Raw genomic sequence first — 13,030 nt, 5'->3', positions numbered from 1 at the left:
CTGAGTTTACTGCGTGGACCGCGCATCCGGCGGCAACGCCGGTCCCGGGGCTAGCGGTGGATCTTCCAGACCGGGTCGCCGCACTCGACGCCCTGAGCGGCCAACTGTCGCTTCAACACTTTGAACGTCACCGTCCGCGGAAGCTCGGTGCTGACCCGCACGTACGACGGCCATTGCTTGGGTCCCAAGTCCGGCTGTTCGGCCAAAAACGCGCGGAACTTCCCGTCGTCGAACTCGGCGCCCGGCGCCAGCACCACCGCGGCCATCACTTGGTCGCCGACTATCGCGTCGGGCACCGGGTACACCGCCACCTCGCTGAGGTCGGGGTGGCGCAGCAACACCCGCTCGATCGGCGCGGCACCGAGGTTTTCGCCGTCGACCCGCATCCAATCACCCAGTCGCCCAGCGAAATACACGTAGCCGGCATCATCACGGTAAGCGAGATCGCCGCTGTGATAGACCCCGCCGGCCATCCGCTCGGCCTCGGCCGCGGCGTCGTTGTAGTAGCCCTCGAAACGGCCAGGCCCCGCGGCGTTCACCAGTTCGCCGACCACATCCGGCGGGCATGACGCGCCGGAGTCGGGATCGACGATGTCGATGCCCTGCGGAAGCGGGCCCAAGGAACCTGGCGGCGTGTCGGGGGTGCGTGCGATGGCCACGCCGCCTTCGGTGGAACCGAACCCGTCCTGCACGACACACCCGAACCGGCGGCCGAAGCGCTCGATGTCATCGGGCACGCCCTCGTTGCCGTACACCGCGCGCAGCGGATTCTCCGCGTCGTCGGGCCGCTCGGGTGTGGCGAGCACATAGGACAACGGCTTGCCGACGTAGTTCGCGTATGTGGCGCCGTAGCGACGGACGTCGACGATGAAGTTCGAGGCGGAGAACTTGCGCCGCAAGGCCATTGAGCCCGTACAGGCCGCCGCGACCGCCCAGCCGACCAGCACCGCATTGGAATGAAACAGCGGCATCGAGACGTAGCAGACGTCGTCGCGGCCGAGGTCGAAGCGCGCTGACATCGTCACGCCCGCGATCGCGACTTTGCCGTGGCTGCACTTGACCGCCTTGGGCTCGCCACTGGTGCCGGACGTGAAAATCAACATGAACAGATCCGCAGGGGAGGCGTCTCGAAAGGAGATCGGCGCGTCGCGATGCGCGGCGATCTCATCGGCCCACTCGGGCGAGTCGGCGTTCAGGTGTTCGATATCGCCCAGCGTCTCAGACGATGTGGCGTCGGCGAGCACCAATTGGCAGTCGGCCCGGGCGATGTCGCGCTGCAGCGCCTCGCCGCGACGCACCGGGTTGAGCCCTACCGGCACGATCCCGGACATTGCGGCCGCCACCAGCATCGCCGAGAAGAAGGGAGTGTTCTCCAGCAGCACGCCGACATGGGGCGGGCGGGTGGGGTCGAGGCGCTCGCGCAGCGCCGCGGCGATCGCGGCACCCTGCTGCAGGTGGTCGCGCCAGCTGGTGAACGAGTCCTCGAAGTAGATACCCCGATCGTCGATCTCGGTCAGCGGCGCCAGCAGCTTGGTGACCGTCAGGTCATCGGTGAGATCCATTTCGCCTAGGCGGGCGTCTCCGCCAGCTCGCGCCCGATGCGGCGCAGCTGCCCGGTGGCGCCGCCCAGGGCGAACTCGATCTCCTTGGCGGCCAGGAAGTAGCGGTGCGCCGGGTGATCGGTGTCGACGCCGACGCCGCCGTGCACGTGCACGATGGTGTGCGCCACTCGGTGACCGGCGTCGGCGGCCCAGAACGCCGCGCTGGCGACGTCGATCTCGGCCGGAATGTCTTCGGAGACTCGCCAGGCCGCCTGGGTGAGCGTGAGCCGCAATCCCTTGACGTCGATGTAGCCGTCGGCCAGCCGCTGCGAGACCGCCTGGAAGCTGCCGATCGGGCGGTCGAACTGCTCACGCTCGCGCGCGTATTCGGCGGTCATCCGCAGGCCGCGCTCGAGCACCCCGAGTTGAAAAGCGCTGCGGCCCAACGTGCCCAGCGTGCCGAGCCACGTCGCCACCTCGGCGCCGCCGACCTTGCGGGCATCGTCCACCTCGGTGCCGTCGAGCGCGAGGTGCCCGATGCTGCCCAGGCCGGTGGTGTCCAGTGCGGTCACCGTGACACCGGGATCGTCGGCGGTAACCAGGAAAACCGCTGTGCCGGAATCCGCTTCGGCGGGGACCAGGAAAGCGTCGGCCACCGGGCCGAAGCCGACCTGGGTGCGGGTGCCGGTCAGGCGGTAGCCGGCGCCGACGCCGACCGCCTGCACCGGGCCCTCGCCCATCTCGCCGTCGAGGGCGATGCTCAGGGTCTTCTCGCCGTTGACCGCCGGCACGCCCCAGCTCTGTTGCAGCTCTTCGGAGCCGAAGCGGGCCAGCGCCCCGGCGCCCAGCACCACTGAGTCCAGGTAGGGCACCGCGGCCAGCTGGTGCCCCAGCGCGACCAGGATCGCGATCTGCTCGAGCGCGCCGAAGCCGTCGCCACCCAGCGATGACGCCGACGCGCTCGACAGGATGCCGGCATCGATCAGCTTCTGCCACAGGTCGCGGTCGAACCTCTGGTCGAGCCCGTCGAGCTCACGTTGGTGTTCGGGGGTGCACACCGAGTCCACGATCGTGTCGACCAGGTTGCCGAGGTCGTTCGCCGCTTCGGTTGTCGTGAAATCCATGAACGTCCGTCCTTTGTTAAGTAAGCGGCTCAGCGGTGCTTAGCGGTTCCGGGGCAGACCGAGGGCGACCATGCCGATGATGTCGCGCTGCACTTCGTTGGTGCCGCCGCCGAAGGTGAGGATCAGGCAGGCCCGGTGCATCCGCTCGACCCGGCCGGACAGCTTCGCGCCCGGCGAATTCTGGCGCACCGTGGCCGCGGTACCCAGGACCTCCATCAGCAGCCGATAGGCCTCGGTGGCCAGTTCGGTGCCGTACACCTTGGCCGCCGACGCGTCGGCCGGCGACAGGTCTTCGCTGGCCGCCGACGCCAATTCCCAGTTGATCAGCTTGAGGACCTCGGCCTTGGCGTGCACCCGGGCCAGGTTGAGCTGCACCCACTCCGAGTCGATGAGCCGGGCGCCCCCGGCGTCCTTGGTGTTCTGCGCCCATTCGCGGACCTCGCGCAGCGCCAGGAAGATCGGTTGGGGCGACACCAGGGCGACGCGCTCGTGGTTGAGCTGGTTCGTCACCAGCTTCCAGCCACCGTTCTCCTCGCCGATCAGGTTGGTCACCGGGACGCGCACATCGGAGTAGTAGGTGGCGCTGGTGTCCACCCCGGCCATGGTGTGCACCGGGGTCCACGAGAAGCCCTCCGCGGTGGTCGGCACGGTCAGCATCGAAATGCCGCGGTGTTTCTTGGCGTCGGGGTTGGTGCGTACCGCCAGCCACACCCAGTCGGCGTACGCGATCAGGCTGGTCCACATCTTCTGGCCGTTGACGACGTAGTCCTCGCCGTCGCGCACCGCGGTGGTGCGCAGGTTGGCCAGGTCGGTTCCCGCGCCGGGCTCGGAGTAGCCGATCGAGAAGTGCAGCTCGCCCGCGGCGATCTTGGGCAGGAAGAACTTCTTCTGTTCCTCGGTGCCGAACGCCATGATCGTCGGCGCCACGCTGTTGATCGTCAGGAACGGCACCGGCACGCCCGCGATGGCGGCCTCGTCGGTGAAGATCAGCGAGTCCATCGGGGAGCGGTCCTGGCCGCCGTACTCCGTCGGCCAGTTCAGGGTGAGCCACCCGTCTTTGCCCATCTGCGCGACGGTGTCGCGATACGCGGTGCCGGTGCCGACCTCGCCGCCCCCTGAGGAGGTCAGCGCCTCGCGACGCTCCGGGGTCATCAGGTCGGTGAAGTACGACCGCAGCTCGCGACGCAGCTCCTCCTGCTCCGGGGTGTAACTGATGCGCATTTCAGCCGTCCTTCAAGTCAACGACGTTCGGAATTGCAAGCCTCGTCACAGGCTGCAGCTCGACCAACGGCTACCCATTCGTCTTCCCGGTTGTAACACGTTCTAGTCTGGGAATCCAGCGACCGTTTCGCCAGCGGTGTCGGGGTCCTATGGTGGACCTACATGCCGATGAGGCGAGTCCTGCGGTGAAGGCCAGGTTCAAGGAGGGTGCTGTGCGGGTGATCGTGGACCGTGACCGATGCGAAGGTAACGCGGTGTGCTTGGGAATTGCGCCGGACATCTTCGACCTGGACGACGAGGACTACGCCGTGGTGAAGCTCGACCCGATTCCCGGCGATCAGGAGCAGCTGGCCGAGCAGGCGATCGCCGAATGCCCGCGCGCCGCGCTGTCACGCGGCGACTAACCCGAGCCTAGAGCGCGCAACCCGAAACTAGAGGTATTCATAAATTGACTAGCAGCACGAACGCGACCGATCTCTCCGGAAAGGTCGCGGTGGTCACCGGTGCGGCCGCGGGCCTGGGCCGCGCTGAGGCGCTCGGCTTGGCCCGCCTCGGGGCGACCGTCGTCGTCAATGACATCGCCGCCGCGTTGGATGCGTCCGACGTCATCGATGAAATCAACTCCTCCGGTTCCAAGGCCGTTGCTGTGGCCGGGGACATCAGCGAACGCTCCACCGCCGACGAACTGGTCGCCCAGGCCGACGGGCTGGGTGGCCTGGACATCGTGGTCAACAACGCCGGCATCACGCGCGACCGGATGCTGTTCAACATGTCCGACGAGGAGTGGGACCTGGTCATCGCCGTGCACCTGCGCGGCCATTTCCTGCTGACCCGCAACGCCGCCACGTACTGGCGCTCGAAGGCCAAGGGCGCGGGCGGCAAGGTCTTCGGCCGGATCGTCAACACCGCGTCGGAGGCCGGCCTGGTCGGTCCGGTCGGGCAGGCAAATTACGGTGCCGCCAAGGCGGGCATCATTTCGCTCACCCTGACCGCCGCGCGGGCGCTGGGCCGCTACGGCGTGTGCGCCAACGCCATCTGCCCCCGCGCGCGCACCGCGATGACGGCCGACGTCTTCGGCGACGCGCCGGCTGTGGAAGCCGGCGGCGTCGACCCGCTGTCGCCAGAGCACGTCGTCAATCTGGTCACGTTCCTGTCGTCGCCGGCGGCGGCGGAAGTCAACGGCCAGGTGTTCATCGTCTACGGTCCACAGGTGACACTGGTCGCTGCCCCGACCGTCGAGCGCAAATTCAGCGCCAACGGCGCCGCTTGGGACCCTGCACAGCTGAGTGCGACGCTGCACGAATACTTTGCTGGACGTGATCCTGAGCACAATTTTTCGGCGAGCGCACTGATGGAGCAATAGCCATTTAAGGCTCGTCGACCGGGGGGAATCGGCAGGTAGAACGTGTGTCAGTTTGACACGTGACAAGTGCTTCTGACCTGGCGAATTAACGGTTGGGATAAGAAACGCTGTTCATTGACATGGTGAACTTGTTCTGAGTTAATATGATCCGGCTCACACCGAGCCCCGTGCGACCGTAGACAACGCAAAGGCCAGCCATAGACTTCGCCGAGACCAGCCGAGGGGGGACACAGAGTTGATTGAGCAACTTGCGGTTCCCGCCCGCGCCGTCGGCGGATTCTTCGAAATGATGATGGACACCGGCCGGGCAGCTTTTCGCCGGCCGTTCCAGTTTGGTGAGTTTCTCGATCAGACGTGGATGATCGCCCGCGTGTCGCTGGTTCCGACGCTGCTGGTGTCGATCCCCTTCACGGTGCTGGTGGCCTTCACGCTCAACATCCTGCTGCGCGAGATCGGCGCCGCCGACCTGTCCGGCGCCGGAACGGCGTTCGGCACCATCACCCAGCTGGGTCCGGTGGTGACCGTGCTCGTCGTGGCCGGGGCCGGCGCCACCGCGATCTGCGCCGACCTCGGCGCCCGCACCATCCGCGAGGAAATCGACGCGATGCGGGTGCTCGGTATCGACCCCATCCAGCGGCTGGTGGTCCCCCGCGTGCTGGCGTCCACGGTGGTGGCGCTGCTGCTCAACGGTTTGGTGTGTGCCATCGGCCTTTCCGGTGGGTATGTGTTCTCCGTTTTCCTGCAGGGGGTCAACCCGGGCGCGTTCATCAACGGCTTGACCGTGCTGACCGGTCTGCGCGAGCTGGTGCTCGCGGAGGTCAAAGCGCTGCTGTTCGGCGTGATGGCCGGGATGGTGGGTTGTTACCGCGGCCTGACCGTCAAAGGCGGCCCCAAGGGCGTCGGCAACGCGGTCAACGAAACCGTCGTCTACGCCTTCATCTGTCTGTTTGTGATCAACGTGGTGATGACCGCCATCGGCGTGCGAATCTCGGCGAAGTGATGAGACGGGTGAGCACGCGATGAGTTACGACGCCACACTGCGGTTTCGTCGCCTCTTCTCGCGGCTGCAAGAGCCGGTCGACGACTTCGGCGAGCAGGCGTTGTTCTACGGGCAGACCGTGCGCTACGTCCCCAACGCGCTCACCCGGTACCGCAAGGAGACGGTCCGGCTGATCGCCGAGATGACGATGGGCGCGGGAGCCCTCGTCATGATCGGCGGCACGGTCGGCGTCGCGGCCTTCCTGACCCTGGCCTCCGGCGGTGTCATTGCGGTGCAGGGGTATTCGTCGCTGGGCAATATCGGCATCGAGGCGCTGACGGGCTTCCTGTCGGCGTTCCTCAACGTCCGGGTGGTTGCCCCGGTCATCGCCGGTATCGCGCTGGCGGCCACCATCGGCGCCGGCGCCACCGCTCAGTTGGGCGCCATGCGGGTGTCGGAGGAGATCGACGCCGTCGAGTGCATGGCCGTGCACTCCGTGTCTTACCTGGTGTCGACTCGCCTGATCGCCGGTCTGATCGCGATCATCCCGCTGTACTCGCTGTCCGTGCTGGCCGCCTTCCTCGCCGCCCGCTTCACCACGGTGTACATCAACGGGCAGTCAAAAGGGCTCTACGACCACTACTTCAATACGTTCCTGATCCCGTCGGATCTGTTGTGGTCGTTCCTGCAGGCGATCGTGATGTCCATCGCGGTCATGCTCGTGCATACCTATTACGGCTACAACGCCAGCGGTGGTCCGGTCGGTGTCGGGATCGCGGTCGGCCAGGCCGTGCGGACCTCGTTGATCGTCGTGGTCGTCATCACTTTGTTCATCTCGCTCGCTGTGTATGGGGCGTCGGGTAACTTCAACCTCTCCGGCTAAGAGGACCGCTTAAAAGGACATGGCAGACACAGGCGCGCGACGAACGACCGTCCGGCTGGCAGCAGCAGTGCTGGCCGGCCTGATGGTGGCTTTCGCTGTGCTGACTTACCTTTCCTACACGGCCGCCTTCGCGTCGATCGACACCGTCACCGTGTCGGCGCCCCGGGCGGGGCTGGTGATGGAGAAGGGCGCCAAGGTCAAATACCGGGGCATCCAGATCGGCAAGGTCGAACGCATCGACTATTCCGGTGACCAGGCGCGGCTGACGCTGGGCATCAACAGCGACGACCTGCATTTCATCCCGTCCAACGCTCCGGTGCACATCGCGGGTAACACCATCTTCGGTGCCAAAGCGGTGGAATTCATTCCGCCTCAGTCGCCTTCGCCGGCATCCCTGCGTCCGGATGCGCACGTCGCGGCCTCGGCGGTGCAGCTGGAAGTCAACACCTTGTTCCAGTCGCTGATGGATCTGCTGCACAAGGTCGACCCCGTCGAGCTCAACGGGACGCTGAGCGCGTTCGCCGAAGGCCTGCGTGGCCACGGCGACGACCTCGGCGGCATCCTGTCGGGACTGAATACGCTGACACGCCAAGCGAATCCGAAGCTGCCCGCTCTGCAGGAAGACCTTCGCAAGACCGCGGTGGTGGCGAACATTTACGCCGACTCCGCCCCGAATCTGAACACCGTGTTCGATAACCTGCCGACGATCAACAAGACCGTCGTGGACCAGCAGAAGAACCTCGACAGCACGCTGTTGGCCACCATCGGCCTGTCGAACAACGCGTATGACACGTTGGCGCCGGCCGAACAGGATTTCATCGACGCCATCAACCGGCTGCGGGCCCCGCTCAAAGTGGCCGCCGACTACTCACCGGAATTCGGCTGTCTGTTCGCCGGAATCGAGCGCGGTATCAAGGAATTCGCCCCGCTGCTCGGCGTTCGCAAGGCGGGCCTGTTCACGTCGTCGAGCTTCGTGCTGGGCGCGCCGTCGTACACGTACCCCGAATCGTTGCCGATCGTGAACGCCTCCGGCGGGCCGAACTGCCGTGGGCTGCCCGACATCCCGACCAAGCAGACCGGCGGGTCGTTCTACCGGGCGCCGTTCCTGGTCACCGACAACGCCAACATCCCGTACGAGCCGTTCACCGAGCTGCAGTTCGACGCGCCCTCGACGCTGCAGTTCTTGTTCCACGGCGCCTTCGCGGAACGGGACGATTTCTGATGCCCAGCACCGCGATGCCCTCGCACCGCTCGATGATGACCAAGGTCAGCATCTTCGCGGTGGCCATGCTGTTGGTGTCGGCAGGGCTGGTGGTCGTCTTCGGTGACTTCCGGTTCGGTCCCGAAAGCACCTACCACGCAACGTTTACCGACGTCTCACGGTTGAAGGCCGGTCAGAAGGTGCGCATCGCCGGGGTGCCGGTTGGTGCGGTGTCGGACATCAAGCTCAATCGGGACAACACCATCGACGTGAAGTTCGGGGTCGACAAGCGCTACACGCTGTATTCGTCGACGCGCGCGGTGATCCGCTACGAAAACCTGGTCGGCGACCGATATTTGGAGATCACATCGGGCCCGGGGGAGCTGCGTAAGCTACCCGCCGGCGCGACGATCAACAGTCAACACACCCAGCCCGCACTGGATCTCGACGCGTTGCTGGGCGGGCTGCGGCCGGTGCTCAAAGGTCTTGACGCCGATAAGGTCAACACCATCAGCGGCGCGGTCATCCAACTGCTGCAGGGCCAGGGCGGGGCGTTGTCGAACGTGCTGGCCGACACGAGCGCGTTCTCCTCGGCGCTGGGCCAGCGCGACCAGCTCATCGGCGACGTGATCAACAACCTCAACACGGTGCTCACGACCGTGGACCAACGCAGCGCGCAATTCTCGACCAGTGTCGACCAGCTGCAACAACTGATCACCGGGCTCGCCGAACACAAGGACGACATCGCCGGTGCCATCCCGCCACTGGCGTCGACGACGACGGATTTGACGCAGCTGCTGAAGACTTCGCGCCGGCCGCTGCAAGGCGTCTTGGAGAACACCCGCCCGCTGGCCACCGAACTGGACAACCGCAAGGCCGAGGTGAACAACGACGTCGAACAGCTGGGCGAGGACTATCTTCGGCTGGCCGCCCTCGGTGCCTACGGGTCGTTCTTCAACATCTACTTCTGCTCCGTGACGATCAAGATCAACGGCCCGGCCGGTGGTGACATCTTGCTGCCCCTGGGTGGCCAGGTGGATCCCAGCAAGGGGAGGTGCGCCTTTGCCAAGTAACGCAGCACGCGATCGCGACCCACTGCGCACCGGCATCTTCGGCGTGGTGCTGGTGGTCTGCGTCGTCCTCATCGCGTTCGGCTACGCCGGATTGCCGTTCTGGCCGCAGGGAAAGATCTACGACGCCTACTTCAGCGACGCCGGCGGCATCAATCCCGGCAATGCCGTTTACGTCTCGGGCTTCAAAGTCGGCAAGGTGACATCGGTGGGTTTGGCCGGCGACAGCGCTAAGATCAGCTTCAGCGTCGACCGCCACGTCGCGGTCGGCGACCAGTCGCTGGCCGCGATCCGCACCGACACCATCCTCGGTGAGCGCTCCATCTCGGTGTCCCCGGCCGGCGGCGGCAAGGCCACCACCATCCCGCTCAGTCGCACCACGACGCCGTACACGCTGGCCGGCGCGCTCGAAGACCTGGGTTCCAATGCCAGCAACCTGAACAAGCCGCAGTTCGAGAAGGCGCTGAACGTCCTGACCGACACGCTGCACGACGCCACCCCCGAGCTGCGCGGCGCGCTGGACGGTGTGACGTCCCTGTCCCGCACCCTCGACCGGCGCGACGAGGCGCTGCAAAGCTTACTGGCGCATGCGAAGTCGGTCACCGGCGTCTTGTCCCAGCGCGCCGCACAGGTCAACAAACTGGTCGACGACGGTAACGAGCTGTTCGCCGCGCTCGACGAACGCCACCGCGCCCTGGGTCAGCTCATCTCGGGCATCCAGGCTCTCTCGGCGCAGATTTCGGGCTTCGTCGCCGACAACCGCAGGGAATTCGGGCCCGCGCTGAACAAGCTCAACGATGTGCTGTCCAACCTCAACGAGCGCCGCGACTACATCACCGAGGCCCTCAAGCGGCTGCCCACCTACGCCACCGAGTTGGGCGAGGTCGTCGGGTCGGGCCCCGGCTTCAACGTGAACGTCTACGGCGTCATCCCGGCGCCGCTGCTCGCGACGATGTTCGACTTCTTCTATCAGCCCGGCAAGATGCCGGCCAGCCTGGCCGACTACCTGCGCGGGTTGATTCAGGAACGCTGGATCATCAGGCCGAAGTCACCATGATGCGGCGGATCACCGGCAGCCGGGGGCTGCGCTACGCCACCATCATCGCGCTGGTCGCGATGTTGGTGGGCGGCGTGTATGTCCTGACGTCGCAAGCCAATAACCGTAAGATCGTCGGCCACTTCGCCTCGGCGGTCGGTTTGTATCCCGGCGACCAGGTGCGGATCCTGGGTGTCCCGGTCGGCACCATCGACACGATCCAGCCGCGGCCGTCCGACGTCAAGATCACCATGTCGGTGTCCAAGGACGTGAAGATCCCCAAGGACGCCAAGGCCATCATCATGTCGCCAAACCTGGTGGCGGCCAGGTTCATCCAGTTGACGCCGGCGTACACCGGGGGCCCGGAGATGGCCGACGGCGCCAACATCGGCCCGGACCGCACGGCGGTCCCGGTGGAATGGGACGAGGTCAAGGAGTCGCTGACCCAGTTGGCCGTCCAGCTCGGCCCGACAGCCGGATCGATGCAGGGTCCGTTGGGCGCGGCGATCAACCAGGCCGCCGACACCTTCGACGGCAAGGGCCAGTCGTTCCACAGCGCCTTGCGCGAGCTCTCGCAAGCCGCTGGGCGGCTTGGGGATTCGCGCGGCGATATCTTCGGCACGGTTAAAAATCTGCAGGTGGTGGTCAACGCGCTGTCGTCCAGCAACGAACAGCTCGTCCAGTTCGCCGGCCACGTCGCCTCGGTGTCGCAGGTGCTCGCCGACAGCTCGCGCCATCTCGACAGCACCCTGGGAACCCTCAACACGGCGCTGTCGGACATCCGTGGGTTCCTCCACGAAAACAACTCGACCATCGTCGACACGGTGACCAACCTCAACGATCTCGCGAAGACGTTGAGCGACGAGAGCGATGACATCGAGCAGGTGCTGCACGTGGCCGGCCCGGGTATCGCCAACTTCTACAACATCTACGACCCCGCGCAGGGCACGCTCAACGGCCTGCTGTCGATACCGGAATTCGCCAACCCCGTGCAGTTCATCTGCGGGGGATCCTTCGAGACCGCGGCCGGGCCGCGGGCGCCGGACTACTTCAAGCGCGCCGAGCTCTGTCGTGAGCGGCTGGGCCCGGTGCTGCGCCGGCTCACCGTGAACTATCCGCCGCTGATGTTCCACCCGCTCAACACGATCACGGCGTACAAGGGCCAGATCATCTACGACACCCCGGAAACCCAAGCCAAGGCGGCGACGCCGGTTCCGGAGCTGACATGGGTGCCCGCCAAGGGCGCCCCGACGCCGGCCACCCAGAACCCGGCGGATCTGCAGGCGCTGCTCGTCCCGCCGGCCCCGCAGGCCGGTCCGGCGCCCGGCCCCGCGCCGTCCGGCGCCGCTCCCGCCCCCGGCCCCGCTCCCGGCAGCGCGTTCGGCCCGCTGCCGGGGCCTGCGCCGGGCCAACCGGCGCCGAACGGGCCGGCGGCCGGGCTGGGTGGTGGCGGATGAACCGAATGTGGTTGCGCGCCAGCGGATTAGCGGCGGGCAGCGTGCTGCTGGCCGGCTGCCAATTCAACGGCCTGAACTCACTGGCGATGCCGGGCACCGCCGGTCACGGCGGCGGCGCCTACTCGGTGACCGTCGAGCTGCCCGATGTGGCGACGCTGCCGCAGAACTCGCCGGTCATGGTGGACGACGTCACTGTCGGCAGTGTTTCCGGTATCGCGGCCGAACAGCGGGCCGACGGATCATTTTATGCGGCAGTGAAATTGGCGCTGAACAAGAACGTCGTGCTGCCCGCCAACTCGACCGCGACGGTGGCCCAGACGTCGCTGCTCGGCTCGATGCACATCGACTTGGCCCGGCCGAAGAACAAGCCGGCCGTCGGCAGGCTGACCGACGGGTCGAAAATCGCCGAGGCCAACACCGGCCGCTATCCGACCACCGAAGAGGTGCTCTCGGCGCTCGGCGTTGTGGTGAACAAGGGCAATGTCGGTGCGCTGGAAGAGATCACCGACGAGACCTACCGCGCCGTCGCGGGCCGGCAGGACCAGTTCGTCGACCTGGTCCCCAGGTTGGCGGAATTGACCTCGGGGCTCAACCGTCAGGTCAACGACATCATCGATGCCGTCGACGGGTTGAACCGGTTCTCGGGCGCACTGGCGCGCGACAAGGACAACCTGGGCCGGGCACTGGACACCTTGCCCGAGGCGATCCGCGTGCTCAACAAGAACCGCGACCACATCGTGGAGGCCTTCGGCGCGCTGCACAAGCTGGCCAATGTCACCTCGCACGTGCTGGCCAAGACCAAAGTGGACTTCGCCGCCGACATGAAGGACCTGTACTCGGTGGTGAAGACCCTCAACGACAACCGAAAGAATTTCGTCACCTCACTCCAGCTGTTGCTGACGTTTCCGTTCCCCAACTTCGGGATCAAGCAGGCGGTGCGGGGCGACTACCTCAACGTGTTCACCACCTTCGACCTCACCCTGCGCCGGCTCGGTGAAACGTTCTTCACCACGGCGTATTTCGACCCGAACATGGCCCACATGGACGAGATCCTCAATCCGCCGGACTTTTTGACCGGCGAATTGGCCAACCTGTCCGGACAGGCCGCGGATCCGTTCAAGATTCCGCCCGGCACGGCTTCGGGACAGTAGGGGC

At 66.2% G+C, this 13,030-nt stretch carries 12 protein-coding genes; 9 read left to right on the top strand and 3 right to left on the bottom strand.

Going from position 1 to position 13,030, the window contains the following annotated elements; translation table 11 throughout:
* Window positions 1–50: 50 nt before the first annotated feature.
* The 3 genes from fadD17 to ACZ50Z_RS17605 are packed head-to-tail and all read right to left on the bottom strand — an operon-like array spanning window position 51 to window position 3,886.
* On the bottom strand, window positions 51–1,562 hold the full coding sequence (gene fadD17, locus ACZ50Z_RS17615; RefSeq protein ID WP_464484689.1) for a long-chain-fatty-acid--CoA ligase FadD17: 1,512 nt from the start codon (window positions 1,560–1,562) through the stop codon (window positions 51–53).
* A gap of 5 nt (window positions 1,563–1,567) precedes the next feature.
* Window positions 1,568–2,665, bottom strand: coding sequence for an acyl-CoA dehydrogenase family protein (locus ACZ50Z_RS17610; RefSeq protein ID WP_464484688.1), 1,098 nt, complete (start codon window positions 2,663–2,665; stop codon window positions 1,568–1,570).
* A 39-nt stretch (window positions 2,666–2,704) separates the two neighbouring features.
* Window positions 2,705–3,886: an acyl-CoA dehydrogenase gene (locus ACZ50Z_RS17605; protein ID WP_464484687.1), complete on the bottom strand. Its 1,182-nt coding sequence runs from the start codon at window positions 3,884–3,886 to the stop codon at window positions 2,705–2,707.
* A 212-nt stretch (window positions 3,887–4,098) separates the two neighbouring features.
* Here ACZ50Z_RS17605 and ACZ50Z_RS17600 point away from each other — a divergent pair, with 212 nt between their 5' ends.
* From ACZ50Z_RS17600 to ACZ50Z_RS17560, 9 genes are all read left to right on the top strand, one after another.
* Complete coding sequence (locus ACZ50Z_RS17600) at window positions 4,099–4,290, top strand: ferredoxin (RefSeq protein ID WP_464484686.1); 192 nt, start codon at window positions 4,099–4,101, stop codon at window positions 4,288–4,290.
* Window positions 4,291–4,334: 44 nt separating this feature from the next.
* Window positions 4,335–5,249: a 3-oxoacyl-ACP reductase gene (locus ACZ50Z_RS17595; RefSeq protein WP_464484685.1), complete on the top strand. Its 915-nt coding sequence runs from the start codon at window positions 4,335–4,337 to the stop codon at window positions 5,247–5,249.
* 235 nt (window positions 5,250–5,484) lie between these two features.
* The gene (locus ACZ50Z_RS17590) at window positions 5,485–6,249 is read left to right on the top strand and encodes an MlaE family ABC transporter permease (protein ID WP_067832884.1); all 765 of its coding nucleotides are present in this window, start codon (window positions 5,485–5,487) and stop codon (window positions 6,247–6,249) included.
* A 19-nt stretch (window positions 6,250–6,268) separates the two neighbouring features.
* Complete coding sequence (locus tag ACZ50Z_RS17585; protein ID WP_464484684.1) at window positions 6,269–7,111, top strand: MlaE family ABC transporter permease; 843 nt, start codon at window positions 6,269–6,271, stop codon at window positions 7,109–7,111.
* A gap of 19 nt (window positions 7,112–7,130) precedes the next feature.
* Window positions 7,131–8,333 carry an MCE family protein gene (locus tag ACZ50Z_RS17580; protein WP_464484683.1) on the top strand — a complete coding sequence of 401 codons (1,203 nt, stop codon included), beginning with the start codon at window positions 7,131–7,133 and terminating at the stop codon, window positions 8,331–8,333.
* Window positions 8,333–9,385, top strand: a complete 1,053-nt coding sequence (locus ACZ50Z_RS17575) for an MCE family protein (RefSeq protein WP_464484682.1) — start codon at window positions 8,333–8,335, stop codon at window positions 9,383–9,385. The genes ACZ50Z_RS17580 and ACZ50Z_RS17575 overlap by 1 nt, the downstream gene beginning before the upstream one ends.
* Entirely contained in the window at window positions 9,375–10,439 is a 1,065-nt protein-coding gene (locus ACZ50Z_RS17570) for a virulence factor Mce family protein (protein WP_464484681.1), read from the top strand. Before ACZ50Z_RS17575 ends, ACZ50Z_RS17570 begins: the two co-directional genes overlap by 11 nt.
* A complete protein-coding gene (locus ACZ50Z_RS17565) occupies window positions 10,436–11,875 on the top strand; it encodes a virulence factor Mce family protein (protein WP_464484680.1) in 1,440 nt (479 codons plus the stop codon). Before ACZ50Z_RS17570 ends, ACZ50Z_RS17565 begins: the two co-directional genes overlap by 4 nt.
* Window positions 11,872–13,026 carry a virulence factor Mce family protein gene (locus ACZ50Z_RS17560; RefSeq protein ID WP_464484679.1) on the top strand — a complete coding sequence of 385 codons (1,155 nt, stop codon included), beginning with the start codon at window positions 11,872–11,874 and terminating at the stop codon, window positions 13,024–13,026. The genes ACZ50Z_RS17565 and ACZ50Z_RS17560 overlap by 4 nt, the downstream gene beginning before the upstream one ends.
* The last annotated feature ends 4 nt before the right edge of the window (window positions 13,027–13,030 follow it).

This window comes from Mycobacterium sp. NTMscope_MAC_269 (genome assembly GCF_976985695.1).
Note: the sequence above shows the minus strand (reverse complement) of the source record. Positions and strands in the feature narration are given on the sequence as shown.